The 24,885-nt window shown below is 70.3% G+C and carries 20 protein-coding genes and 1 pseudogene; 14 read left to right on the forward strand and 7 right to left on the reverse strand.

Translation table 11 applies throughout. The features are described from left to right. The first annotated feature begins 6 nt into the window (after positions 1–6). The 6 genes from BGK67_RS26460 to BGK67_RS26485 all read left to right on the forward strand — a co-directional run bounded on the left by BGK67_RS26460 (position 7) and on the right by BGK67_RS26485 (position 6,598). On the forward strand, positions 7–723 hold the full coding sequence (locus tag BGK67_RS26460; RefSeq protein ID WP_069922416.1) for a GntR family transcriptional regulator: 717 nt from the start codon (positions 7–9) through the stop codon (positions 721–723). Between the two features lie 182 nt (positions 724–905). Next, on the forward strand, positions 906–2,651 hold the full coding sequence (locus BGK67_RS26465) for an ABC transporter substrate-binding protein (protein WP_069922417.1): 1,746 nt from the start codon (positions 906–908) through the stop codon (positions 2,649–2,651). 20 nt (positions 2,652–2,671) lie between these two features. Further along, on the forward strand, positions 2,672–3,631 hold the full coding sequence (locus BGK67_RS26470; RefSeq protein WP_069922418.1) for an ABC transporter permease: 960 nt from the start codon (positions 2,672–2,674) through the stop codon (positions 3,629–3,631). Beyond that, entirely contained in the window at positions 3,628–4,614 is a 987-nt protein-coding gene (locus BGK67_RS26475; protein ID WP_069922419.1) for an ABC transporter permease, read from the forward strand. The genes BGK67_RS26470 and BGK67_RS26475 overlap by 4 nt, the downstream gene beginning before the upstream one ends. Beyond that, positions 4,614–5,624: an ABC transporter ATP-binding protein gene (locus BGK67_RS26480; RefSeq protein WP_069922420.1), complete on the forward strand. Its 1,011-nt coding sequence runs from the start codon at positions 4,614–4,616 to the stop codon at positions 5,622–5,624. The genes BGK67_RS26475 and BGK67_RS26480 overlap by 1 nt, the downstream gene beginning before the upstream one ends. Then, complete coding sequence (locus tag BGK67_RS26485) at positions 5,621–6,598, forward strand: ABC transporter ATP-binding protein (RefSeq protein WP_069922421.1); 978 nt, start codon at positions 5,621–5,623, stop codon at positions 6,596–6,598. The genes BGK67_RS26480 and BGK67_RS26485 overlap by 4 nt, the downstream gene beginning before the upstream one ends. Before the next feature lie 55 nt (positions 6,599–6,653). Here BGK67_RS26485 and BGK67_RS36590 read toward each other — a convergent pair whose 3' ends face one another. Beyond that, positions 6,654–6,860 carry a hypothetical protein gene (locus tag BGK67_RS36590; protein ID WP_079154664.1) on the reverse strand — a complete coding sequence of 69 codons (207 nt, stop codon included), beginning with the start codon at positions 6,858–6,860 and terminating at the stop codon, positions 6,654–6,656. On the opposite strand from BGK67_RS36590, the pseudogene BGK67_RS26490 reads away from it, so the two are divergent. Continuing rightward, positions 6,793–7,596: pseudogene (locus tag BGK67_RS26490) on the forward strand (transcriptional regulator); the annotation flags it as partial. The gene BGK67_RS36590 and the pseudogene BGK67_RS26490 overlap by 68 nt on opposite strands. Here BGK67_RS26490 and BGK67_RS26495 read toward each other — a convergent pair. Both BGK67_RS26495 and BGK67_RS40780 read right to left on the reverse strand, forming a co-directional pair. Then, positions 7,577–8,242: an HAD family hydrolase gene (locus tag BGK67_RS26495; RefSeq protein ID WP_079154382.1), complete on the reverse strand. Its 666-nt coding sequence runs from the start codon at positions 8,240–8,242 to the stop codon at positions 7,577–7,579. The pseudogene BGK67_RS26490 and the gene BGK67_RS26495 sit on opposite strands and share 20 nt — an antisense overlap. Before the next feature lie 78 nt (positions 8,243–8,320). After that, positions 8,321–10,375: a S9 family peptidase gene (locus BGK67_RS40780; RefSeq protein ID WP_069922423.1), complete on the reverse strand. Its 2,055-nt coding sequence runs from the start codon at positions 10,373–10,375 to the stop codon at positions 8,321–8,323. Between the two features lie 83 nt (positions 10,376–10,458). Between BGK67_RS40780 and BGK67_RS26505 the strand changes: the two genes are divergently transcribed. Next, positions 10,459–12,006 carry an MFS transporter gene (locus tag BGK67_RS26505; RefSeq protein ID WP_069922424.1) on the forward strand — a complete coding sequence of 516 codons (1,548 nt, stop codon included), beginning with the start codon at positions 10,459–10,461 and terminating at the stop codon, positions 12,004–12,006. 110 nt (positions 12,007–12,116) lie between these two features. Then, positions 12,117–13,154, forward strand: coding sequence for an amidinotransferase (locus BGK67_RS26510; RefSeq protein WP_244291507.1), 1,038 nt, complete (start codon positions 12,117–12,119; stop codon positions 13,152–13,154). Here BGK67_RS26510 and BGK67_RS26515 read toward each other — a convergent pair. The 4 genes from BGK67_RS26515 to BGK67_RS40195 form a co-directional block, all read right to left on the reverse strand. After that, a complete protein-coding gene (locus BGK67_RS26515; RefSeq protein ID WP_069922426.1) occupies positions 13,151–14,608 on the reverse strand; it encodes a cytochrome P450 in 1,458 nt (485 codons plus the stop codon). The two genes, BGK67_RS26510 and BGK67_RS26515, sit on opposite strands and share 4 nt — an antisense overlap. A gap of 138 nt (positions 14,609–14,746) precedes the next feature. Then, positions 14,747–15,763, reverse strand: coding sequence for an excalibur calcium-binding domain-containing protein (locus BGK67_RS40190; protein ID WP_069922427.1), 1,017 nt, complete (start codon positions 15,761–15,763; stop codon positions 14,747–14,749). A 248-nt stretch (positions 15,764–16,011) separates the two neighbouring features. Continuing rightward, positions 16,012–17,541, reverse strand: coding sequence for a helix-turn-helix domain-containing protein (locus BGK67_RS26525; protein WP_069922428.1), 1,530 nt, complete (start codon positions 17,539–17,541; stop codon positions 16,012–16,014). A 14-nt stretch (positions 17,542–17,555) separates the two neighbouring features. After that, on the reverse strand, positions 17,556–18,215 hold the full coding sequence (locus BGK67_RS40195) for a hypothetical protein (protein WP_244291311.1): 660 nt from the start codon (positions 18,213–18,215) through the stop codon (positions 17,556–17,558). Between BGK67_RS40195 and BGK67_RS40200 the strand changes: the two genes are divergently transcribed. From BGK67_RS40200 to BGK67_RS26550, 5 genes are all read left to right on the forward strand, one after another. Continuing rightward, positions 18,208–18,366 (forward strand): hypothetical protein, encoded by a 159-nt coding sequence (locus BGK67_RS40200; RefSeq protein ID WP_244291312.1) that lies wholly within the window; start codon positions 18,208–18,210, stop codon positions 18,364–18,366. The two genes, BGK67_RS40195 and BGK67_RS40200, sit on opposite strands and share 8 nt — an antisense overlap. Positions 18,367–18,521: 155 nt before the next feature. Then, entirely contained in the window at positions 18,522–21,239 is a 2,718-nt protein-coding gene (acnA, locus tag BGK67_RS26535; protein ID WP_069922430.1) for an aconitate hydratase AcnA, read from the forward strand. A 313-nt stretch (positions 21,240–21,552) separates the two neighbouring features. Continuing rightward, entirely contained in the window at positions 21,553–22,977 is a 1,425-nt protein-coding gene (gene ngcE / locus BGK67_RS26540) for an N-acetylglucosamine/diacetylchitobiose ABC transporter substrate-binding protein (protein ID WP_069922431.1), read from the forward strand. Between the two features lie 19 nt (positions 22,978–22,996). Continuing rightward, the gene (locus BGK67_RS26545) at positions 22,997–23,941 is read left to right on the forward strand and encodes a carbohydrate ABC transporter permease (RefSeq protein WP_069922432.1); all 945 of its coding nucleotides are present in this window, start codon (positions 22,997–22,999) and stop codon (positions 23,939–23,941) included. 13 nt (positions 23,942–23,954) lie between these two features. Beyond that, entirely contained in the window at positions 23,955–24,881 is a 927-nt protein-coding gene (locus BGK67_RS26550) for a carbohydrate ABC transporter permease (protein ID WP_069922433.1), read from the forward strand. The last annotated feature ends 4 nt before the right edge of the window (positions 24,882–24,885 follow it).

The raw sequence follows: 24,885 nt of genomic DNA on the forward strand, positions 1-24,885 counted from the left end.
AAAGCAATGGGTGACCTGAAGCAGCACAGTCTCATCAAGGCCCAGGAACGGCTCCGCGACCAGGTCGGCCACGCCCTCCGAGCGGCCCTGATAGCGGGGGAGCTGCGCCCCGGAAGCGTCTACTCGGCGCCCGGCCTCGCGGCCGAACTCGGCGTGTCGGCCACGCCGGTGCGCGAGGCGATGCTCGACCTCGCCCGCGAGGGCCTGGTCGAGCCGGTCCGCAACAAGGGCTTCCGGATCACCGAGGTCAGCGAGCGCGACCTCGACCAGTACACCGAGCTGCGCACGATGATCGAGGTGCCGACCATCGGCCGGATCACGAAGATCGCCACGGCCGAGCAGCTGGAGGAGCTGCGCCCCATCGCCGAGGAGATCGTCACCAGCGCGCGCGAGCACAACCTCATCGGCTACCTGGAGGCGGACCGCCGCTTCCACCTCACGCTGCTCGGCCTGTCGGGCAACGACCGCCTCGTCGAGACGGTCGGCGACCTGCGCAAGCGCTCCCGGCTGTACGGGCTGACCGGCCTGGACGAGGCCGGCAAGCTGGTGTCCTCGGCGGAGGAGCACCTCGAGCTGCTCGACCTGATGATCTCCGGCGACGCCGCGGCGGCCGAGGCCTGCATGGTCCGCCACCTCGGCCACGTCCGCTCCCTGTGGGCGCAGGGCCGCGACGAGCCGGTGGGCCGCACCCCGGGCGGCCTCGGGGGTACCGCCAGGGCCTGACCCCGCGCCTCCCGAGGCTCCCGCCAAGGGTCCGGACCGATCTGGTCCGGACCCAACTCGCTTTCGGCGCCGGTGATTTGGACACGGCTGAATAACGTCGGGCTCAACCTCTTGTCAGTGCAATTTCACATTACTATGTTACCGGTCACATCATAGAGCGCGGCCCTTCACTGGAGTGACCCATGACCAAGCGCACCCAACTCGCCCTCGCCACCGCCCTGGTGGCCGCTCTCGCACTCGGCGTCTCGGGCTGCTCCGACACCGGGAAGAAGGGCCAGGGCGGCGCCTCCGCCGAGAACCCCGCGGCCGCCAACGACGGCAAGATCCTCGGCGGCACCCCGGTCAAGGGCGGCACCCTCACCATCCTGTCCAACCAGGACTTCGCCCACCTCGACCCCGCCCGCAACTGGGTCATGCCGACCATGGACTTCGGGACCCGGCTGCTCTACCGCACCCTCGTCACCTTCAAGGCCGAGCCGGGCAAGGCCGGCAGCGAGCTCGTCCCCGACCTCGCCACCGACCTGGGCACCCCCTCCAACGGCGGCCGCACCTGGACCTTCACCCTCAAGGAGGGCGTCAAGTACGAGGACGGCTCGCCGGTCCGGGCCCAGGACATCAAGTACAACGTCGAGCGCTCCTTCGCCCCCGACCTCACCGGCGGCCCCGACTACGCCGCCCAGTACCTGGCCGGCACCGAGGGCTACAAGGGACCGCTCCAGGGGAAGCACCTCGACTCGGTGAAGACCCCCGACGACCGCACCATCGTCTTCGAACTCAAGCGACCCGTAGCCGAGTTCTCCGCGACCGCCACCCTGCCCACCTTCGCGCCCGTCCCCCAGTCCCAGGAGAAGGGCACCCAGTACGACGCCCGCCCGTTTTCCTCCGGCCCGTACAAGATCGAGTCGTACGACCGCGACAAGAAGCTGGTCCTGGTCCGCAACGAGCACTGGGACGCCAAGACCGATCCCGTGCGCAAGGCCTACCCGGACAAGTTCGTGGTCGTCATGGGCCTCAAGGGCGGCCAGATCGACGACCGGATCATCGCCGGCGAGGGCGCGGACGCCTCCGCCGTCCAGTACTCCGACATGCGGCCCGAGAGCGCGCCGAAGGTGCTCCCCAAGCCGGAGGTCAAGGCGCGGCTGCTCGCGGAGTCCCAGGGCTGCACCGAGATGCTCCACCTGAACAACTCCCGGGCGCCCTTCGACGACCCCAAGGTCCGCGAGGCCATGCAGTACGCCGTCGACAAGGAGGCCGTGGTCACCGCGGGCGGCGGGCCGGCCCTCAACGAGGCCGCCACCGCCTACCTGCCCCCGGCCCTCTCCGGCGGCAAGCAGGCCGACACCCTGAAGATCGCCCCCGCGGGCGACCCGGCCAAGGCCAAGGAACTGCTCAAGGCCGCGGGCAAGGAGAAGCTGAAGGTCTCCCTGGCCGTCTCCACCGGGGACAAGGGCAAGGCGGAGGCCATCCAGCAGGGCCTGTCCCGGGCCGGCATCGAGGTCGTCGTCGACACCGTCGACCCCGGCGCCTACTACGACGTCATCGGGGACCTCTCCACCACCCCCGACATGACGCTCTCCGGCTGGTGCCCCGACTACCCCTCCGGCTCCACCTGGATCCCGTTCGTCTTCGACGGCCGCACCATCAAGGACAAGGGCAACCAGGGCAACTACAGCCAGTTCCGCGACGAGGCGACGATGAAGCGCATCGACGAGATCAACGCCATGGCCGACGCCAAGCAGGCCAACCAGGCCTGGATCGACCTGGACGCCGAGCTCATGAAGAAGTCCCCCTCCGTGCCGATCCTGCTGGAGCGCAAGCCGCTGCTCGTCGGCCCCAACATCGCGGGCGCCTACGGCCACCCGGTGTGGACCGGCACCATCGACTACGCGACGGTCGGCCTCAAGGACCCCTCGAAGAGCCAGGGCTGAGGAATTCGGAGCCCCGACCCATGACCGCCACCACCCCGGCCCCCGCCCCCGCCGCAGCCGCAGTCCGGCCCGCGGCAGCGCCCGGCAGCAGCCCCTGGCAGCTCGCCCGGCGGGAACTGGGCCGCCGCCCCGCCGTCCGCGTCAGCCTCGGCGTCGTCCTCCTCTTCGTCCTGATGGCCGCCACCGCCCCCTGGCTGGGCGCGCTCGGCGGCTGGTCCCCGGAGGAGTTCGACAAGACCGCCATCGACCCCTACCTCGGCGGCCTGCCGCTGGGCTCCTTCGGCGGGATCAGCGCCGATCACTGGCTCGGCGTCGAACCCGTCACCGGCCGCGACCTGTTCGCCCGCGTGGTCCACGGCGCCCAGGTCTCCCTGCTCATCGCGTTCACGGCCACCGCCATCGTGGTCCTCGCGGGCACCGCCGCCGGGATCGCCGCCGGCTACTTCGGCGGCCGCACCGACACGGTGCTGTCCCGGCTGATGGACCTGACCATGTCCTTCCCGTCCCTCATCTTCATGATCGCGATGCTGTCCGTGGCCAAGGACGTCAACCGGATCGTCCTCATGACCGCCGTCATCGGGGTCTTCGGCTGGCCCGGCGTCGCCCGCGTCGTCCGCGGCCAGACCCTCTCCCTCAAGCACCGCGAGTACGTGGACGCCGCCCGCGTCGGCGGGTCGAGCTCCTGGCGGATCCTGACCCGCGACATCCTCCCCGGTGTCTCGGGCCCCGTCATCGCCTACACCACCCTGCTCATCCCCGGCATGATCAGCACCGAGGCCGCGCTCAGCTACCTCGGCGTGGGCGTCCGCCCGCCCACCCCCTCCTGGGGCCAGATGATCGCCGAGTCCGTCGCCTTCTACGAGACCGACCCCATGTACTTCGTCATCCCCAGCGTCTTCCTCTTCCTCGCCGTGCTCGCCTTCACCCTGCTCGGCGACGCCCTGCGCGACATCCTCGACCCGAGGGGCGGCCGCAGTTGATCCTCTACCTCGCCCGCCGGCTCCTCGCCCTGTCCGGTGTGCTCCTCGCCATCGCCGCCGTCACCTTCCTCATCTTCCACGTCCTGCCCGCCGACCCGGCCGCGGCCGCCTGCGGCAAGACCTGCAGCGCCGAGCGCCTCGCCGACGTGCGGGCCTACCTGGGTCTCGACCAGCCCCTGTGGCGGCAGTTCGCCGACTTCCTGACCGGCATCTTCACCGGCCGCACCCTCGGCACCGGCCAGTACGCCGTCCAGTGCGACTTCCCGTGCCTCGGCTACTCGTACGAGAACTCCCTGCCGGTCTGGGACCTGCTCATGGACCGGCTCCCGGTGTCCGCCTCCCTCGCCGTCGGCGCCGCCGCGCTCTGGCTCGTCCTCGGCCTCGGCGCCGGGGTCACCGCCGCCCTGCGCAAGGACACCGCCACCGACAAGGCCCTGATGGTCGGCGCGGTCGCCGCCGCCTCCCTGCCCGTCTACTTCACCTCCGTGATGCTCATCTACGGGGTCATCCGCATCGCCGGCCTGCTGCCCTACCCCACCTACCAGGCCTTCACCGACAGCCCGCTCGGCTGGGCCGCCAACCTCCTCCTGCCCTGGATCGCCCTCGCCCTGCTCTACGCCGCCATGTACGCACGCCAGAGCCGGGGTTCGATGATCGAGGCGATGGCCGAGCCGTACATCCGTACGGCCCGCGCCAAGGGCATGCCCGAACGCACCGTCGTCGTCAAACACGGACTGCGCTCCGGGATGACCCCCATCCTCACCATCTTCGGCATGGACCTCGGCGGACTGCTCGCCGGAGCCGTGATCACCGAGTCCATCTTCGGACTCCCCGGCATCGGGCGGCTGTTCTACGGGGCGCTGGTCAGCTCGGACCAGCCCGTGGTCCTCGGGGTCACCCTGCTCGCCGCCTTCTTCATCGTCGTCGCCAACCTCGTCGTCGACCTCCTGTACGCCGTCGTCGACCCGAGGGTGAGGTACTGATGACCGCCGCGACGACCGCCCCGCTCCTCGAAGTACGCGATCTGGGCGTCACCTTCACCACCCCGCGCGGCACCGTACGGGCCGTCGACTCGCTCGGCTTCACCGTCGAGGCGGGCCGCACCCTCGGCATCGTCGGCGAATCCGGCTCCGGCAAGTCCGTCACCTCGCTGGCCGTCATGGGCCTGCACCGGGGCGCGGCCGAGGTCACCGGCTCCGTGGCCCTGGCCGGACGGGAGCTGACCGGCCTGCCCGAACGCCGGCTGGCCGCCCTCCGCGGCCGCAGGATGGCGATGATCTTCCAGGACCCGCTGTCCAGCCTCCACCCCTACTACACGGTCGGCGAGCAGATCGCCGAGCACGTCCGGGTGCACTTCAAGGCCGGGCGGGCCGCCGCGCGCAAACGGGCCGTCGACATGCTCGGCGAGGTCGGCATCCCGGAACCGGCCCGCCGGGCGGGGGAATACCCGCACCAGTTCTCGGGCGGCATGCGCCAGCGCGCGATGATCGCCATGGCCCTGGCCTGCGAGCCCGACCTGCTGATCGCCGACGAACCCACCACCGCCCTCGACGTCACCGTGCAGGCCCAGATCCTGGAGCTGATCGCCCGCCTCCAGCAGGAGCGCGGCCTCGGCGTCGTGATGATCACCCACGACCTGGGGGTGGTCGCCCGCGTCGCCCACGAGGTGCTGGTCATGTACGGCGGCCGGGCCGCCGAACAGGCACCGGTGGACGACCTGTTCGCCGAGCCCGCGCACCCCTACACCCGGGGCCTGCTCGACTCGCTGCCCCGCCTCGACGCGCCCGACGGCGAACCGCTGCCCTTCATCCCCGGCTCCCCGCCCTCCCTGCTCGCCCCGGCCCCCGGCTGCGCCTTCGCCCCGCGCTGCCCGCGCGCCGCCGAGCGCTGCACCGCCGTACGCCCCGGACTGGAGGCGTACGGGGACGCGCCGGGGCGGACGGTGGCCTGCCACTTCGCCGGCGCCCGTACCGTCGAGGAGGCGGCCCGATGACCACCACCGATCCGCTCCTGTCCGTACGCGACCTCACCATGACCTTCCCCGGGAAGCGGTCCGCGACCGGGCGCCGGGGGGCGCCCGTGCGCGCCGTGGACGGCGTCTCCTTCGACCTCGCGGCCGGTCAGACCCTCGGCCTGGTCGGGGAGTCGGGCTGCGGGAAGTCCACCACGGGCAGGATGCTCGTACGCCTCCTGGAGCCCACCTCCGGCAGCGTCACCTTCGAGGGCAAGGACATCAGCAGGCTGTCGCAGGGGGCCCTGCGGCCCCTGCGCAGGAACATCCAGATGGTCTTCCAGGACCCGCACTCCTCGCTCAACCCCCGCCAGACCGTCGCCCGCGTCATCTCCGACCCGCTCCTCGTCCAGGGCTGGAGCGCGGCCGACGCCCGCCGCCGCGCGGCCGAGCTGATGGACCTGGTTGGCCTGATCCCCGAGCACATCGACCGCTATCCGCACGAGTTCTCCGGCGGCCAGGCCCAGCGCATCGGCATCGCCCGCTCCCTGGCCACCAGCCCCCGCCTCGTCATCGCCGACGAGCCGGTCTCCGCGCTCGACGTCTCCGTGCAGGCGCAGATCGTCAACCTGATGGAACGCCTGCGCACCGAACTGGGCCTGGCCTACGTGTTCATCGCGCACGACCTGTCCGTCGTCAAACGGGTCAGCGACCGGGTCGCCGTCATGTACCTCGGCAGGATCGTCGAGATCGGAGCCAAGCACCTCCTCTACGAGAACCCCCAGCACCCCTACACCCGGGCCCTGCTGTCGGCGGTCCCCCTCCCCGACCCGGCGGCGGAACGCCGGCGCGAGCGGATCGTCCTCCTCGGCGACCCCCCGAGCCCGGCCGCCCCGCCCCCGGGCTGCACCTTCCACCCCCGCTGCCCGAAGGCCCAGCAGCTCTGCCGCACGCAGCGGCCCTTGCTGCAGCTCGCCGCCTCCCGCGAGGTGGCCTGTCACTTCCCGGGTGACTGACGGGGATCACGGGAAGGAAGAGGGCCCCGGAGACAACGGCGTCTCCGGGGCCCCCTCACACGGGCTCGATGTTGCCGACGGCGGTCGAGAACTCCCGGCCGGAGGGGCCGCGGATGTAGGCGAGTTCCACCCAATGCTCGATCCCGGTGGCGGACACGTTCTCGTTCACCACGGCCATCAGCTCGCCCTCGACACCGGACGCCACGTCGCGCACCCGACGCCGCAGCAGCCGATGCGGCACGTACGCGTACCGCTCATTCATCGCAGGTCCCCTCCAGGCCGCCGATTTCTTCGACCTCCGCGAGCCCGATCGGGCGGGGGACACGTGGGTGCGCGCCCTTCAGGCCGCCGGCGAGGCAGATGACGCGCTGCTCGGAGTGGCCACCCTTGCCCACATGGCGTTCATCCCCGGTTGGGCCGGGAACCAGCCGGCCGCAGCGGAGCGCATGGTGGCGGCGCGCACCTACGCCCGGCGCGGCCCGGCCTCCGCCGAGTTCCTGGCTTGGCTCGACGCCGTCGAGGCCGAGTGTGAGACCCGCTGCGGCAACACCAGGAGCGCGATGAATCTCATCGCGCACGGCGAAGACCTCTTGGCGGTGGGCGGCGTGCACCCGAACCCCGAATGGATGGACTGGTTCAGCCCGGTCAGGCTCCAGGCGTTCAAGGGGAACACGCAGCTGCGGGCCGGGCACCTGCCGCAAGCCCGGGAGACCCTGCTCCACGTACTCGAGGAGCTCCCCGCGGACGCCGACAAGCAGCGCACCGTGGTGTTCGGCGACCTGGCCGCAGTCGAGGCCGCGGCCCGCGCTCCGGAGGCAGCCGCCGCGTACGCATTGCGTGCCCTGGAACTCCTGGAATCGCACTGGTACGCCACAGGCCTGGAGCGGGTCCGTGAGGTGCGGCGCGCACTGGTCCCGTGGCAGCACGAGCAGTGCGTCCGTGACCTCGACGACCGGCTGTACGGATGGGGCGCGGTAGTCAGCGCTCTGGCGAATTGAACTCCGAGATTCGTCCCGGCAGCTCCGCGAGGCTCTCGACGCGGAACGTCGGCAGCGTCCGGGCCTCCTGGGAGTTCCACTGAATCGTGGCCCACGGGCCGCGGTGGACGAGGGCGGTGAGCATCCCGGCCTGTGCGCCTGGGCGGAGGTCGTTGTCCACGCGGTCACCCACGTAAAGGATCTCCTCTGGGGCGAAGGGCACCACGGCGGCCACGCGGACGAAGAACTCCGGGTCGGGCTTGCTGGCGCCCCAATCGTCCGACGTCCCGATCAGGTCCACGTCGCCGTTGAAGAGGCCGCGCAGAATACCGCCAGCGCGCACGGTCTGATTCCCCGCGATGCCGAGCCACAGTCCGTCGGCACGGAGCTTGGCGAGCGTCGGCCGGACGTCGGCGTACAGGTCGGACTCGTCGAAATGCTCCGGCTGGCCGGCCGTCGCGCGTGCCTCCCGCTGTTCGTACAGGTCGAAGCCGGGTTGGAACTCCTGGAACACCTCGCGGTAGTCGCGGCCTTGGGCGATGACGGCACCGAACATCGCGGCGAAGGTGTGACGCGGAACGCCGAGCCAGTCAGCCCACGTGCCGTACTCCCGCGTCTCGTCCACGAGGCATTCGCCGACATCGAAAACCACAGCGCGAATCGTCATGGGGGCAGCCTAGTGGCGTAGTCGCGAACGGTTCACGGCCCCGGAAACAGGGCGTATCCGGGGCCCCTCGGCGCGAGGTCAGGCCAGTTCGCGGCGGAAGAACTCCAGCTCCAGAGCCATCACCTTCTCCCTCGTCCCACCCGGCGTCATGTGCGTGACGCCCGGCAGGGCCAGCAGGTGGTGCGGGCGGCTCGCGTTCGTGAGGGCCTGGGACAGGCGCAGGGTGTGGGAGGGGTGGACGTTGTCGTCGGCCAGGCCCGTGACCAGGAGGAGCGGGCGGGTCAGCTTCGGGGCGTCGGGCAGGAGCGAGTCCCTGTCGTAGGCCTCCGGTTCGTCCTGGGGCAGGCCCAAATAGCGCTCGGTGTACGCCGTGTCGTAGTGCCGGAAGTCGGTCGGCGCGGCCCCGGCGGCCGCCGCGTGGAAGACGTCCGGGCGGCGCAGCACGGCCAGGGCCGACAGGTAGCCGCCGTAGGACCAGCCGCGGACGCCGACCCGGCCGAGGTCGAGGTCGCGGTGGCGGGCGCCGAGGGCCTGGAGGGCCGCGACCTGGTCCTCCAGGGTGACCTCGGAGAACCCGCGGTACATGGCGTGCGTGAAGGCGGGGGAGACGTACGGGGTGCCGCGGTTGTCGACCGTCACCACGGCGAAGCCCTGGTCGGCCCACCACTGCCGGGCCTGCCAGCGGCGCGGCTCGGCGGAGACGTCCTGGAAGCCGGGGCCGCCGTAGCTGTCCATCAGGACCGGCAGCCGCCGCCCGGGTACGTGGTCGCGGGGGAGCACCAGGGAGGTCGGCACGCCGTGCTCGGTGACCCGCTCCAGGACCGGCGCCACCCGGTACGGCAGGGGCTGGGACAGGTCGGCGGGGACGAACTCCCGCCCGTCAGCGGTCCGTACGAGGCGCCGGTACCCGTCGGCGTCGGCGGAGGTCAGCAGCAGCGTCCCGGCCCCGGCCTGGACGCTGTGCACCCCGGGCCCGTCGGCGAGCGGGGTCTGCTCCCCGGTCGCGGGGTCGAGCAGCAGCACCTGCTGCTCCGCGGGGTCGCGCAGCCCGGCCTCGACCAGCAGCCGGCCCTCGTGGATCCCGGCCACGCGGCGGACCTGGACCCCGTCGCCCGTGATCAGCGCGCCGTCGACGGCGAGGGCGCGGGCGGCGCCGGCCGGGGTGTCGGCGGAGGTGAGCAGCCGTCCGTCGGGGAGCCGGGCGGGGGTGCCGGGGAGGGGGTCCACCCACTGCGGGTGCGTGGTGCGGGACAGCTCCCGGGTGCGGCCGGTGGCCGGGTCGGCGGAGAGCAGCAGGACGTTGCGCTGGAGCCGGTCCTGGACCGTCAGCAGGATCTCGCGGGGCGACTCCCAGCCCGCGTCGGAGACGTACGGGTAGGTCCCGGCGTCCCAGTCGAGCCGTATCCGCTCCCCGTCCGGGCCCAGCACCCACAGCTGGACGTCGGCGTTGGGGCCGCCCGCCTCGGGGTAGGCGAAGTCCTCGGCCGGGAGCTCCGGGCGCGCGGGGTCGGTGAAGTACCGGCGCTGGAGGGCGGATTCGACGACCCGCGCCGCCAGCAGGGTGACCCCGTCCGGGGACCACCAGTGGCCTCGGGCCCGGCTCAGCTCCTCGGCGGCCGCGAACTCGGCGAGGCCCCAGCGGGCCCCGTCGTCGGGGCTGACCCGGCCGCCGGGGGTGACGTACAGGGCGTCGGCGCTGACGTACGCGGTGCGCGAGCCGTCGGCGTTGGGGCGGGGGTCCAGGGCGGGTCCGGCGGCCGGGACGGGCTCGGGCCGGCCGGTCCCCTCGGCGGCGACCTCGTACAGCCGTCCGTAGAGCGCGAAGACGGCGCTGCGGCCGTCGCCGGAGAGCGCGTACGAGCCGATGCCGGCGGCGACGAGGCGGATCCGCTCGCGCAGGCGGCGCTCGGCGAGGGGGACCTCTCCGGGTACGGGGCACAGTTCGCGGGGGTCGGCACGGCAGGACTCGGTGCCGGTGGCCGTGTCGAGGACCCAGAGGCTCTCGAAGGGGTCGGTGGGGCCGGTGGACCGGAGGAACCAGAGCAGCCGCCCGTCGTCCCCGAAGGCGAAGGCGCGCGGGGCGCCGTACGTGTACCGGGCGGTGCTCGCGGAGAGCCGGAGGAAGTCATCCATGACCGTAGTGTGACATGTGAAATATCACATAGCCTAGGCCAGTCGAGTGGTGACCGCCCGTGTCCGGGCTTAGCGTCGACAGGGTGGACCCGAACACAACGCCGACCAGCACCGGGACCGACGGCAAGGTCCGAGGGAGCGGGAACCGACTCGCCCTGTTCGTCATCGCTTCCTGCCAGCTGATGGTGGTCCTCGACATCACCATCGTGAACATCGCCCTGCCGCACATCCAGACCGCCCTCGACTTCTCCACCGAGAGCCTCTCCTGGGTGGTCAACGCCTACACCCTCACCTTCGGCGGACTGCTGCTGCTCGGCGGGCGCATCGGTGACATCCTCGGCCGCAAACGGGTCTTCATCTTCGGCATCCTGCTCTTCGGACTGGCCTCCCTCCTCGGCGGATTCGCCCAGAACGCCGGCCAGTTGATGGCCGCCCGGGCCCTGCAGGGCGTCGGCGGCGCCATCGCTTCCCCGACCGCCCTCGCGCTGATCACCACCACCTTCCGCGAAGGCCCCGCCCGCAACCGGGCGTTCGGCGTGTTCGCCGGGGTCTCGGCCGGCGGCGGCGCGATCGGGCTGCTCGCGGGCGGCATGCTGGTCACCTGGCTCGACTGGCGATGGGTGCTCTTCGTCAACGTCCCGATCGCCGTGCTGATCGCGCTGCTGGCCGCGAAGGTCCTCCGCGAGTCCGAACGCCACCCGGGGCACTTCGACCTCGCGGGCGCGATGCTGTCCACGCTCGGCATGGTCGCGCTGGTGTACGGGTTCATCCGCGCGGCCCAGGACGGCTGGCGCGACCCGTGGACGCTGGGCTCCTTCGGCGCCGCCGTGGTCCTGCTGACCCTCTTCATCGTCAACGAGCGGCAATCGCCCCAGCCCATCACCCCGCTGCACATGTTCGCCGACCGCAACCGGGCCGGGACGTACGGGATCATGCTGTTCCTCGCCTGCGCGATCTTCGGCATGTTCTTCTTCCTGACCCTCTTCGTGCAGATCGTGCTCGGCTTCAGCCCGCTGCGGGCGGGCCTCGCCTTCCTGCCGGTGAGCGCGGTGATCGCGGTGGGCGCCGCCCTCGCCTCGCAACTGCTGCCGAAGTTCGGTCCCAAGCCGTTCATGGTCGGGGGCGCGCTGTGCTCCGCGGCCGGACTGGGCTGGCTGACGCTGTCCGACGTCCACTCGACCTACCTGGGCAGCATCCTCGGCCCGATGCTCCTCTTCGGCCTCGGCATGGGCCTGCAGTTCGTCTCGCTGACGCTGATGGCCCTGTCCAATGTCCCGGACCGGGAGTCCGGCGCTGCGTCCGGGCTGCTCAACGCGACGCAGCAGGTCGGCGGTTCGCTCGGACTGTCGATCCTGGTGACCGTCTTCGGCACGGCCAGCCGCAACGAGGCCAAGGACCAGCTGCCCGGCTTCCTGCGGACGGCGACCCCCGACCAGCGGGCCTCCTTCGAGCGCACCGGACAGTTCCCGAAGCCCTGGAGCGACCAGGTGCTGACCTCAGGCATCAGCGCGGCCTTCGTCGTGGCCGCCCTGTTCACCCTCGTAGGGGCGGTGATCGCATTGTTCGCCATCCAGGTCCGGCCCTCTGACCTCGAACGTCTGCAGGGCAACCACACCCCGGCCAAGGTGTAGCCGTGGCCGCGGAACCCCTCTCGAAACCGCTCGCGGACCCTGCCGCGGAACGTGTCGCGGAACCGGAGCCGCTCCTATCGCCGGTCAACTCGCACAACGAGTGGGACCCCCTGGAGGAAGTGCTCGTCGGCCGCCTCGAGGGCGCGACCATCCCCTCCCATCACCCGGTCGTCACCTGCAACATCCCCCCGTGGGGAGCGCGGTTGCAGGGGCTCGCCGCCGGCTTGAAGTACCCACGCGCACTGCTCGGGCCGGCGCAGGAGGAACTCGATCAGTTCATCGCCCTCCTCCAGAGCCTCGGCGTCACGGTCAGGCGCCCGGACACGCTCGACCACGGACAGCGCTTCGGCACGCCCGACTGGACCTCGCGCGGGTTCTCCAACACCTGCCCGCGCGACAGCATGCTCGTCATCGGCGACGAGATCATCGAGACCCCGATGGCGTGGCCGTGCCGGTACTTCGAGACCCACGCCTACCGCACGATCCTCAAGGACTACTTCCGGCGCGGCGCGCGCTGGACGGCGGCCCCCAAACCGCAGCTGACCGACGAGCTGTTCGACGCGGAGTTCCGCATCCCGGCGGCCGGTGAGCCCATGCGCTACATCCTCACCGAGTTCGAACCGGTCTTCGACGCGGCGGACTTCGTCCGCGCGGGACGCGACCTGTTCGTGACGCGGAGCAACGTCACCAACCGCATGGGCATCGACTGGCTGCGCCGCCACCTCGGGTCCGGCTACCGCATCCACGAGATCGAGAGCCGCTGCCGCACGCCGATGCACATCGACACCACGTTCGTCCCGCTGGCCCCCGGCAAGGTGCTGGTCAACCCCGACTACGTCGATGTCGACCGCCTGCCCGAGGTCCTGAGCTCGTGGGACGTCCTGGTCGCCCCCGAACCCGACCGGATCGACGAGCGCCTGCTCAGGATCACCTCGATGTGCGGCAAGTGGCTCAGCATGAACGTGCTGATGCTCGACGAACACCGGGTGATCGCGGAACGGCACCACACCGGCATGCTGCGCGCACTCGAACGCTGGGGCTTCGAACCGGTCCCCTGCGACCTGCTGCACTACGCGCCGTTCGCCGGCTCGTTCCACTGCGCGACGCTCGACATCCGGCGCCGCGGCACGCTCGAGTCGTACTGCTAGTACTCCAGGCGGCGCACCCGGCAGCGTGCCGGACCGTCCGGCCGCAGGGTGATGCCCGCGCTGACGGGGATCTCGGTGTCCACGGCCTCGAACTCGTACGCCCGCAGGATCATCGCCAGCGCGATCACCGACTCCAGCATCGAGAAGTGCTGCCCGATGCACGCGCGCGGCCCGCCGCCGAAGGGGAACCAGGCGTAGCGCGGCCGGCCCGCCTCCGCCTCCGGGGTGAAGCGCTCCGGGTCGAAGCGGTCGGGGTCCGGCCAGTGGAGCGGATGGCGGTGCGTCACCCACGGCGCCAGGATCACGTTCGCGCCGGCGGGGACGGCGTACCCGTCGACCTCGGTGGCGGCGACGGCGTTGCGGCCGATCACCGGGGCGGCCGGGTAGAGCCGCATCGTCTCCTTCAGGACCCGGGTCAGGTACGGCAGCCGGTCCAGGTCGGCGGCCTCGGGCGTACGGCCGCCCAGGACCCGGCCGATCTCCTCGCGAGCCCGGCCCTGCTCCTCGGGGTGCCGGGCCAGCAGGTGCAGGGCGAAGGTGAGGGAGGTGGCGGTCGTCTCGTGCCCGGCGAGCAGGAAGATCAGCACCTGGTCGCGCAGTTCGGTGACGTCGAACTCCGCGTCGTCCGAGCTCCCGGCGGCGGCGAGCAGCGTGAGCAGATCCTCGCCGGAGCCGGAGCCGGAGCCGGAGCCGGAGCCGGAGCCGGAGCCGGAGCCACCGGTACCGTCGCCGTCGCCGGAGCCGCCCGCGGGGCCGGTAAGCCCCCGCCGCTCCCCGATGATCTTGTCGCAGACCGCGTACAGCTCGTCCATCGCGGCGGCCGCCCGCCTGTTGGCCGGGGTCGGCCAGCTGCGCGGGAAGTTGGCGGGGGAGTAGCCGCGCCGCAGCACGTACTCCGTGATGACCGGAAAGCACCGGTCCACGACGTCGACCGTGGCCTCCACGTCGGTCCCGAACAGGATCCGGGAGACGGCGCGCAGCGCCAGGTGCATCATCTGCCCGGACACGTCGACCACACCGCCCGGAGCCTGCTCCCAGGCGGCGAGGACCGCCTCGGTCTCGGCGGCGACGGCCCCCGCGTACCCGTCCACCCGGCGCCGCGTGAACAACGGCTGGACCAGCCGCCGCTGACGCAGGTAGTCCTCGTCCTGGCTGGTCAGCAGCCCGTTGCCGAAGGAGTCCCGGATCTCCTGGTAGAAGCGGTTGTCCTTGCGGAAGTTTGCCGACTCCGAGGCGAGCACCTGCTGCGCCCCCGCCGGGGAGAACACGCAGTACAGCTCGGCCCGCAGCCCGGGCGGCCCGGCGACGATCCGCACGACGTCCCCGAGCTCGCGCCGGGCCCGGAGATAGGCGCCGAGCGAGTCCGACTTCAGCTCGAACAGCGACCCGACCACCGGCGCCCCCGCCAGAGCGGGCACCTTCACCCCGGCATCCGTGCTCGTCCCCACTGCCATGACAGCCCCCCTCTTTCCCGTACCGAAACCCCGATTCTGCCGGTCATCGGCCGGTATGGGCGAGGTTCCCGGCCACAAGGGCCGAAATGCGACGATGAGGAGACCGGGCGATCCCCGGGGCGGCGGCCACGGCCTTCGTCACTCGCAGGCCACGCCGTCGCCGTCGCGGTCGAGGTGTTTGCCGTAGCCGGGGTCGCCGCGCCGGATCGGGGCGGCTCCGGCCGCGCGGACGGCAGTGCAGTTCTTGTAGGAGACGCTGCCCCCGCCGCCCGTGGAAGTCCCGCCGGAGCCGGAGGACGAACCGCCGGTGGAGGAACCGCCGGTGGAGGAACCGCCGGTGGACGATCCACCGGTGGAGGTGGTGGTGCCGGAATCGTCGTCGCGGCTCGGCGGCGGAGTCGGGTCCGGGTGCAGCTCCGTGTTCTTGCCGGCGGGGCAGGGCGTGCCGGGTGCGGTGAGGGACAGCCCGGCGGTGGTGGACTTCGGGCTCCGGACCTCCTTGCCCTCCTCGGGCTCCTGGAAGCAGACGGCCCAGTCGTCCACGCCCGTGGGGAGGGTGACGTCGGTGTACGCGCTCAGCGGCTCGATCTTCTGGAGCCCGATCGGCCCCAGCGTCTCGGACGCCTTCGCGAAGGTCAGGCCGATGACCTTCGGCATCTTCGGGTAGGGGATCGGGTCGCCGTCCTTGGCGGGGCACGGGACCTCGTTGCGCACGACACCGAAGTCGAGCGTCGGCAGCTTGCCGATCGGTTTGGCCGCCGCGGCCTGGAAGCACACCTTCCAGTTGTCGTCGTCCCATTGGCCGGCGTCGGTGTCGGTGGCATCGTGGGAGATCGTGTCGTACCCGGCCGAGGAGGCCGCGGCCTTGGCCGCCTTCAGGTTCTGGCCGACGAAGCCGGGAGGTTCCGAGGGACTCGGGCTGGAACTCGGCGCGGGGGTGGCCGCCTGGGGCTTCGCGTCGGCCTCGGCCTTCTTCGGCGGGTCGCCGAGGAAGGGGGTGAGGAACCACAGCCCAGCGACAACCGTGGCGACGATCTTCTTGCCCTTGCTCCAACGGCCCTTCCAGGCCAGGGCTATGCCGGCCGGCGGTATGAGGACGAGAGCGGTGATGACGACCGCTGGATGGTGCCACCAGCGTCGGGCGGGCGAGGGCATGGGTGGGTAGGGGTGCGGCGGCGGGTACACGGCTCTCCAGGATCGCGAGGATCGAGACTGCGGGGCAGGGTGCGAGTGATGCCAGGGGGGTGGGCTGGAGAGATTACAGAGAAAGTTGAAGATCGTACGGGCAAGTGGGAAAAGTGAGGCGAAATGATGATGTCGCCGCAGACGGAAGGGCCCCTTCAGCTCTGCGGGGAGCGGTGAAGGGGCCCTCGGGCGTCGCCCGCGCGGGGGCGGCGGTGCGGTCAGATGTCGCGGAAGATCTCGATCTGGGCGCCCACCGAGTTGAGGCGTTCGGCCAGTTCCTCGTAGCCGCGGTTGATGACGTAGACGTTGCGCAGGACCGAGGTGCCCTCCGCCGCCATCATCGCGAGGAGGACCACCACCGCCGGGCGCAGGGCCGGGGGGCACATCATTTCCGCCGCGCGCCAGCGGGTCGGGCCCTCGACCAGGACGCGGTGGGGGTCCAGGAGTTGCAGGCGGCCGCCGAGGCGGTTGAGGTCGGTCAGGTAGATGGCGCGGTTGTCGTAGACCCAGTCGTGGATCAGGGTCTGGCCCTGCGCCACGGCGGCGATGGCCGCGAAGAACGGGACGTTGTCGATGTTCAGCCCGGGGAACGGCATCGGGTGGATCTTGTCGATCGGGGCTTCGAGCTTCGACGGGCGGACCGTGAGGTCGACCAGGCGGGTGCGGCCGTTGTCGGCGCTGTACTCCGCCGAGCGGTCGTGGTCCAGGCCCATCTCCTCCAGGACCGCGAGCTCGATCTCCATGAACTCGATCGGGACCCGGCGGATGGTCAGCTCCGACTCCGTGACCACCGCGGCGGCGAGCAGGCTCATCGCCTCGACCGGGTCCTCGGACGGGCAGTAGTCCACGTCCACGTCGATGTTGGGGATGCCGTGGACGGTCAGGGTCGTGGTGCCGATGCCCTCGACCTTGACGCCCAGTGCCTCCAGGAAGAAGCACAGGTCCTGGACCATGTAGTTGGAGGAGGCGTTGCGGATGACCGTGACACCGTCGTGCCGGGCCGCGGCCAGGAGGGCGTTCTCGGTGACCGTGTCCCCGCGTTCGGTCAGCACGATCGGGCGGTCGGGGGAGACGCCGGTCGCGACCCGCGCGTGGTAGATGCCCTCGGTCGCGGTGATGTCCAGGCCGAAGCGGCGCAGGGCGATCATGTGCGGCTCGATGGTGCGGGTGCCGAGGTCGCAGCCGCCCGCGTACGGGAGGCGGAACTGGTCCATGCGGTGCAGCAGGGGGCCCAGGAACATGATGATGCTCCGGGTCCGGCGGGCGGCGTCCGCGTCCATGGACTCCATGTCGAGGCGGGCCGGCGGGATCAGCTCCAGGTCCACGCCGTCGTTGATCCAGCGGGTGCGGACACCGATGGAGCCGAGGACCTCGAGGAGCCGGTAGACCTCCTCGATGCGGGCGACGCGCCGCAGCACCGTACGGCCCTTGTTGAGCAACGAGGCGCACAGCAGGGCGACACAGGCGTTCTTGCTCGTCTTGACATCGATGGCACCGGAGAGCCGGCGGCCGCCGACGACGCGCAGGTGCATCGGACCGGCGTAGCCCAGAGAGACGATCTCGCTGTCGAGCGCCTCGCCGATACGGGCGATCATCTCAAGGCTGATGTTCTGGTTGCCGCGCTCGATCCGGTTCACGGCGCTCTGGCTGGTGCCGAGTGCGTCGGCGAGCTGACTCTGTGTCCAGCCCCGGTGCTGCCGGGCGTCACGGATGAGCTTGCCGATGCGTACGAGGTAGTCGTCTGCCATGCCTGAACCGTATCTCAGATATGAGATGTTGATCGCGCGGGGTAGGCCGAACGGGTGTTACCGACCGTCAGCTCCCATAGTGGGGCCGCCGGACGGGTGATGCCATTTGTGATTGTCTGCCCTACTTGTACCTTGGGTCGGTCGGCATCCGAGCGCCCGGCGGCCTGCCCCGGCGGGCTACCGGGAGGCCGCCGGGGCAGGCTCCTCCCGGACCGGTTGAAGGCCGCGGTCAGCAGGCCGTGGTCGGCCGCCGAGGTGGAGAGCTCGCCGCGGTTCTCCGTCGGCCTGCCCTCGCCGTCCAGGTACGGCTCCAGCGGCGCGGCCGTCTGGGCCGGGTCCTCGCCCACCCCGTCCAGGAACACCTTGACCATCCCGAAGCGCAGTCCGCGCGCCCCCCCGAACTCCCGCCGCAGGCCGCGCGCGTACTCCAGCGCGCCCGCCGGGTCTTTCGCCTGCGCGGCGTCCAGCCGGACCGCGGGCACGATCCGCTGCGGCGGCTTCCCGCCGTCGGCCAGGGCCCGGCAGAGCTCCGGCTCGTGCCGCCCGACCAGCGCGTCCGGCATCGGGTGCCGGCCGCCGCCGCGCGGCACGGATCCGTACCCCCCTGGGGGCCTGTTCCTGGTCTGCGCGAGCGAGGACCCCGCGTGCGCGGCGACGGGGCCTCCCGTGACCACCGTCACCCTCCGCCCCGAACGGATCGCCGAGGTGGCGGTGTCCGCCCTGGTCACGCTGATCGAATCGGGGCATGCGGAATGGCCGGGTCGGCACACCGTCCCCGCATCCCTGCGGGTGCGTGCCTCGTCTCTGCCCCCGGTCATGTACTAGAGTTATCTCGACATCGAGATATCTGCCGAAGGCGTACCGCAGCCGCCCCCGCTGGTAAGGGTTACCTAACTTAGCCTGACCTTAGCGGATTGGCCGAGGGGCTTGGCGGCAGGATGCGGTCATACGCGCGAAATTCATGCATGAAGGAGACTGTCGTGTCGGCGAACAGCTTCGACGCCCGCAGCACGCTGCAGGTGGGCGACGAGTCGTACGAGATCTTCCGGCTGGACAAGGTTGAGGGCTCGGCCCGCCTGCCCTACAGCCTGAAGGTGCTGCTGGAGAACCTGCTCCGTACCGAGGACGGCGCGAACATCACCGCCGACCACATCCGGTCGCTCGGCAACTGGGACTCGCAGGCCCAGCCCAGCGAGGAGATCCAGTTCACGCCGGCTCGCGTGATCATGCAGGACTTCACCGGCGTCCCCTGCGTCGTGGACCTCGCCACGATGCGCGAGGCCGTGAAGGCCCTCGGCGGCGACCCGTCCAAGATCAACCCGCTGGCCCCGGCCGAGCTGGTCATCGACCACTCGGTCATCGCCGACAAGTTCGGCACCAACGACGCGTTCGCCCAGAACGTGGAGCTGGAGTACGGCCGCAACAAGGAGCGCTACCAGTTCCTGCGCTGGGGCCAGACCGCCTTCGACGAGTTCAAGGTCGTCCCCCCGGGCACCGGCATCGTCCACCAGGTCAACATCGAGCACCTGGCCCGCACGGTCATGGTCCGGGGCGGCCAGGCGTACCCCGACACCCTCGTCGGCACCGACTCGCACACCACCATGGTCAACGGCCTCGGCGTGCTGGGCTGGGGCGTCGGCGGCATCGAGGCCGAGGCCGCGATGCTCGGCCAGCCGGTCTCCATGCTGATCCCGCGCGTCGTGGGCTTCAAGCTGACCGGCGAGCTGCCCACCGGCACCACCGCCACCGACCTCGTGCTCACCATCACCGAGATGCTGCGCAAGCACGGCGTCGTCGGCAAGTTCGTCGAGTTCTACGGTGAGGGCGTCTCCGCCACCTCCCTCGCGAACCGCGCCACCATCGGCAACATGTCGCCGGAGTTCGGCTCCACCGCCGCGATCTTCCCGATCGACGACGAGACCCTGAAGTACCTGCGCCTGACCGGCCGCGACGCCCAGCAGGTCGCGCTCGTCGAGGCGTACGCCAAGGAGCAGGGCCTGTGGCTGGACCCGGCCGCCGAGCCGGACTTCTCCGAGAAGCTGGAGCTCGACCTCTCCACGGTCGTCCCCTCCATCGCCGGCCCGAAGCGCCCGCAGGACCGCATCGTCCTCGCCAACGCCTCCCAGCAGTTCGCGCAGGACGTGCGCAACTACGTCGACGACGTGGACGAGGCGGGCAAGGACTCCTTCCCGGCCTCCGACGCCCCGGCGAACCACCCGAACGGCGCCCCGTCCAAGCCCACCCTGGTCACCCTGGCCGACGGCTCGTCCTTCGAGATCGACCACGGCGCCGTCACCGTCGCCGCGATCACCTCCTGCACCAACACCTCGAACCCCTACGTCATGGTCGCCGCGGCGCTCGTGGCCAAGAAGGCCGTCGAGAAGGGCCTGACCCGCAAGCCGTGGGTCAAGACCACCCTGGCCCCGGGCTCGAAGGTCGTCACCGACTACTTCGACAAGGCCGGCCTGACCCCGTACCTCGACAAGATGGGCTTCAACCTCGTCGGGTACGGCTGCACCACCTGCATCGGCAACTCCGGTCCGCTGGACGAGGAGATCTCGAAGGCGATCAACGAGCACGACCTCGCGGTCACCTCGGTGCTCTCCGGCAACCGCAACTTCGAGGGCCGGATCAACCCCGACGTCAAGATGAACTACCTGGCCTCCCCGCCGCTGGTCGTCGCGTACGCCATCGCGGGCTCCATGAAGGTGGACATCACGCAGGACGCCATCGGCACCGACACCGAGGGCAACCCGGTCTTCCTCCAGGACATCTGGCCCTCCGAGGCCGAGGTCAACGACGTCGTGGCGAACGCCATCGGCGAGGACATGTTCAACAAGTCCTACCAGGACGTCTTCGCGGGCGACGCCCAGTGGCAGGCGCTGTCGATCCCGACCGGCAACACGTTCGAATGGGACCCGCAGTCCACCTACGTCCGCAAGCCCCCGTACTTCGAGGGCATGACCATGGAGACCACCCCGGTCCCCGACATCGCCGGCGCCCGCGTGCTGGCGAAGCTGGGCGACTCGGTCACCACCGACCACATCTCCCCGGCCGGTGCGATCAAGGCCGACACCCCGGCCGGCAAGTACCTCACGGAGCACGGCGTCGAGCGCCGCGACTTCAACTCGTACGGTTCCCGCCGCGGCAACCACGAGGTCATGATCCGCGGTACCTTCGCCAACATCCGCCTGCGCAACCAGATCGCGCCGGGCACCGAAGGCGGCTTCACCCGCGACTTCACGGTCGAGGGCGCGCCGGTCTCCTTCATCTACGACGCCTCCCAGAACTACCAGGCCGCCGGCATCCCGCTGGTCATCCTGGCGGGCAAGGAGTACGGCTCCGGCTCCTCCCGCGACTGGGCGGCCAAGGGCACCGCGCTGCTCGGCGTCAAGGCCGTCATCGCCGAGTCCTACGAGCGCATCCACCGCTCCAACCTGATCGGCATGGGCGTCCTGCCCCTGCAGTTCCCCGAGGGCGCCACCGCGGCCTCCCTGGGCCTCACCGGCGAGGAGACCTTCTCCTTCACCGGTGTGGAGGAGCTGAACAACGGCACCACCCCGCGCACCGTCAAGGTGTCCACCGACACGGGCGTGGAGTTCGACGCGGTCGTCCGCATCGACACGCCGGGTGAGGCGGACTACTACCGCAACGGCGGCATCATGCAGTACGTGCTCCGCAACCTGATCCGCGGCTGAGTACCACCGCGGTCCGGCTCCGGACCGGCGCCGAAGGGCCGTATCCCCGAAAAGGGGGTACGGCCCTTCCGCTTGTCCGGCGGCCGGCGCAGATGACGGCCAGGTCTCAACTCGGAAAAGCTGGCCGCCATCCGTGTGCATGATCTTGCTCACGTGAGCGGAAGTGGACTATACCTGTGCCCGTCCGGATCACCGCGAGCGAGTGGTCCGGACCGGGGGGATGGGCGGGGACCTGCGGCGATGTCCGCATGCACGGCAACCGCCGTGAATTCCCGGCCTCCTTCACACTTCTGACGAAGGCGAGGACATGAGCATGGGATCCACTGGTGAGGGCCTCGGGCGCCGTGACCTGATCAAGCGCTCCGCAGCACTCGGACTGATCACGGTGCCGACGATGAGCTTCCTGTCCGCCTGCGCCTCCGGCGGCGAGGAGAGCACGAAGGGCCCGGACAAGGGCGTCGTCTCCAAGGAGAACCCCTTCGGCGTCGCCAAGGGCAGCAAGCTGGACGTCGTGGTCTTCAAGGGCGGCTTCGGCGACGACTACGCCAAGGCCTGGGAGGCCGCCTTCGACAAGAAGTGGGGCACGACCAGCGAGCACCTGGGCACCCAGGAGATCACCGCCAAGCTGCAGCCCCGCTTCAACGGCGGCAACCCGCCGGACGTCGTCGACGACTCCGGCGCCCAGCAGATCAAGCTGGACGTGCTCGCCAAGGGCAACCAGCTCGCCGACCTCACCGCCGTGCTCGACGCGCCCTCCCTCGACGACCCCACCAAGAAGGTGCGCGACACGCTGGTCGCGGGCGCCGTCGAACAGGGCATGCTGGGCGGCAAGTTCGTCGCCCTGAAGTACGTGTACGCCGTGTTCGGCTTCTGGTACTCCGGCAAGCTCTTCAAGGAGAAGGGCTGGACCCCGCCGAAGACCTGGGACGAGTTCCTGGCCGTCTGCACCAAGGCCAAGGAGGCGGGCATCAGCGGCCTCGCCCACCAGGGCAAGTACCCGTACTACATCAACGTGGTCATCATGGACCTGATCGCCAAGAAGGGCGGTCTGGACGCCATGAAGGCGATCGACCACCTCGAGCCGAACGCTTTCGAGGGCAACCCGGCCGCCCTCGCCGCGGTCGAGGCGGTCTACGAGGTGGTGGAGAAGGGCCTGCTGATGCCCGGCACCAACGGCCTCACCCACACGGAGTCCCAGACCGCCTGGAACCAGTACAAGGCCGCCTTCATCCCCTCCGGCTCCTGGCTGGAGAACGAGCAGCTGAAGCAGACGCCCGAGGACTTCGACATGAAGTTCCTGCCGGTACCCCTGCTCGCCGACAGCAAGCTCCCCTACGAGGCCATCCGGGCCGGCGTGGACGAGCCCTTCATCGTCCCCGAGAAGGCCGCCAACAAGGCCGGGGGCCTGGAGTTCCTCCGCTCGATGCTCTCCCGCGAATGGTCGACGATCTTCGCCCAGCAGGCCAACTCGCTCACCGTCGTCAAGGACGGCGTGGACCCCAGCGTCAAGCTGCGGCCCGGCACCCAGTCGGCCGTGGACGCGCTCAAGGCCGCGGGCACCGACACCTTCAGCTACCGCTACCCCGACTGGTACAGCGAAATGGACACCGAGATCCAGAACGCGTCCAATGAGCTGATGGCGCAGCGCATCCAGCCAAAGGAGTGGATCAAGCGGGCACAGGCTGCGGTAGACAAGGCGGCCAAGGACCCGAACGCCAAGAACAACCGCCGCAGCTGACACCGCAGGGACGGACACCATGAGCCACGTAGCCCAGAGCAAGGGGCGGGCTGGTTTCATCACCGGCTTCCTCTTCGCGCCCCTCGCGCTGTATCTGACCTTCGTCATCTGGCCGTACGTGCAGACGTTCGGCTACTCCTTCACCAACTGGACGGGGCAGTCCCCGACGTTCGACTTCGTCGGCCTGGACAACTACGCGACGTTGCTGAACGACGAGGTCTTCCGCGGCGCGCTCTGGCACAACCTGCTGCTCCTGGTGTTCGTCCCGGTGATCACCATCCTGCTCGCCCTCTTCTTCGCCTTCATGGTGAACGCGGGAGGGCGCAGCGGCGCGGGCGGGGTGCGGGGCGTCGGCGGCTCGCGCTTCTACAAGGTCGTCTACTTCTTCCCGCAGGTCCTCTCCCTCGCCATCCTCGCCGTCCTCTTCGGCGCGATCTACCGCAGTGACGAGGGCGGCCTGCTCAACGGCTTCCTCGTCAAGGTCGGCCTGATCTCCCCGCAGCACCCGGTCGAATGGCTCAACGAGCCCAACTTCGTCCTCTGGTGCCTGCTCTTCGTGGTCGTCTGGCACGGCGTCGGCTTCTACCTCGTCCTGTTCTCGGCGGCCATGCAGTCCGTCCCCAGGGACATCTACGAGGCGGCCCTGCTCGACGGCGCCGGACGCGCCCAGACCTTCTTCAAGGTCACACTGCCGCTCCTGTGGGATTCTGTGCAGACCTCCGCGGTCTACCTGGGCATCGCCGCGATGGACATGTTCGTCCTCGTGTCGACCATGACCTCGGGCCAGTTCGGCGGCGGTCCCGACCACCACAGCGAGGTCATGGCGACGGTGCTGATGCGCAACTTCCTGTACTTCGGCAAGAGCGGCTACGCCTGCGCCATGGGCGTGGTCATGCTCGTCCTGACCATGATCCTCTCCGTCATCACGCTGCGTGCCACCCGCCGCGAGCGCATCGAGTTCTGAGCGGGAGACCTCCATGACCACAGTGATCAAGGCTCCGGGCGAAGCGGCCGCGGAGCGGCCCGGGAAGACCGGCCGGCCGGGGGAGGGGGACAAGCGGCGCTCGGAGGGCGTGGTCCTCAACGTCTTCTCGCACGGGTTCCTCGCCCTCTGGGCGATAATGATCGTGCTTCCGCTGATCTGGCTGGCGCTCGGCGCCTTCAAGACCGACGCGCAGATCGGCGGCTCGGCCCTCAGCTGGCCCGCGAACTGGCACTTCGACGCCTTCGGCCGCGCCTGGGACAAGGGCATCGGCGGCTACTTCGCCAACACGTTCATCGTGCTGGTGTTCTCCGTTCCGCTGACCATGCTGTTCGGCTCGATGGCCGCGTACGTGCTGGCCCGCTACCCCTTCAAGGGCAACCGGGTCGTCTACTACTTCTTCGTCAGCGGGGCGATGTTCCCGGTGTTCCTGGCGCTCGTACCGCTGTTCTTCATGGTCAAGCGCTTCGACATGCTGAACACCTACCAGGGTCTGATCCTGGTGTACGTCGCCTACTCGATGCCGTTCACCGTCTTCTTCATGCACTCCTTCTTCCGGACGCTGCCCACGGCGATCCACGAGGCGGCGGTCATCGACGGGGCCTCCGACACCCGGATCTTCTTCCAGGTGATGCTGCCGATGGCCAAGCCCGGCCTGATCAGCGTCGGGATCTTCAACGTCCTGGGCCAGTGGAACCAGTACATCCTGCCCGCCGTGCTGATGCAGCCCCAGACGAGCGGCGAGCCCGAGCGCTACATGCTCACGCAGGGGCTCGTCCAGCTCCAGTACCAGATGGGCTACGAGACCGACCTGCCGGTGCTGTTCGCCGGAGCCACCATCGCGATCATCCCGATGCTGGCGGTCTACCTCTCCTTCCAGCGCCAGATCCAGGCCGGCCTGACCTCCGCCACCCTCAAGTAGCGGG

Source organism: Streptomyces subrutilus, from assembly GCF_001746425.1.
GTDB lineage: Bacteria > Actinomycetota > Actinomycetes > Streptomycetales > Streptomycetaceae > Streptomyces > Streptomyces subrutilus_A.

What these genes read in the sequence shown, in the direction of transcription:
- BGK67_RS26525 (WP_069922428.1), bottom strand. Translation starts at nt 17,541, where the DNA reads ATGGCAGACGACTACCTCGTACGCATCGGCAAGCTCATCCGTGACGCC.
- BGK67_RS26545 (WP_069922432.1), top strand. Translation starts at nt 22,997, where the DNA reads ATGAGCCACGTAGCCCAGAGCAAGGGGCGGGCTGGTTTCATCACCGGC.
- BGK67_RS26480 (WP_069922420.1), top strand. Translation starts at nt 4,614, where the DNA reads ATGACCGCCGCGACGACCGCCCCGCTCCTCGAAGTACGCGATCTGGGC.
- BGK67_RS26515 (WP_069922426.1), bottom strand. Translation starts at nt 14,608, where the DNA reads ATGGCAGTGGGGACGAGCACGGATGCCGGGGTGAAGGTGCCCGCTCTG.
- BGK67_RS26550 (WP_069922433.1), top strand. Translation starts at nt 23,955, where the DNA reads ATGACCACAGTGATCAAGGCTCCGGGCGAAGCGGCCGCGGAGCGGCCC.
- BGK67_RS26470 (WP_069922418.1), top strand. Translation starts at nt 2,672, where the DNA reads ATGACCGCCACCACCCCGGCCCCCGCCCCCGCCGCAGCCGCAGTCCGG.
- BGK67_RS26495 (WP_079154382.1), bottom strand. Translation starts at nt 8,242, where the DNA reads ATGACGATTCGCGCTGTGGTTTTCGATGTCGGCGAATGCCTCGTGGAC.
- BGK67_RS36590 (WP_079154664.1), bottom strand. Translation starts at nt 6,860, where the DNA reads ATGAATGAGCGGTACGCGTACGTGCCGCATCGGCTGCTGCGGCGTCGG.
- BGK67_RS26460 (WP_069922416.1), top strand. Translation starts at nt 7, where the DNA reads ATGGGTGACCTGAAGCAGCACAGTCTCATCAAGGCCCAGGAACGGCTC.
- BGK67_RS40780 (WP_069922423.1), bottom strand. Translation starts at nt 10,375, where the DNA reads ATGGATGACTTCCTCCGGCTCTCCGCGAGCACCGCCCGGTACACGTAC.
- BGK67_RS40190 (WP_069922427.1), bottom strand. Translation starts at nt 15,763, where the DNA reads ATGCCCTCGCCCGCCCGACGCTGGTGGCACCATCCAGCGGTCGTCATC.
- ngcE (WP_069922431.1), top strand. Translation starts at nt 21,553, where the DNA reads ATGGGATCCACTGGTGAGGGCCTCGGGCGCCGTGACCTGATCAAGCGC.
- BGK67_RS26485 (WP_069922421.1), top strand. Translation starts at nt 5,621, where the DNA reads ATGACCACCACCGATCCGCTCCTGTCCGTACGCGACCTCACCATGACC.
- BGK67_RS26465 (WP_069922417.1), top strand. Translation starts at nt 906, where the DNA reads ATGACCAAGCGCACCCAACTCGCCCTCGCCACCGCCCTGGTGGCCGCT.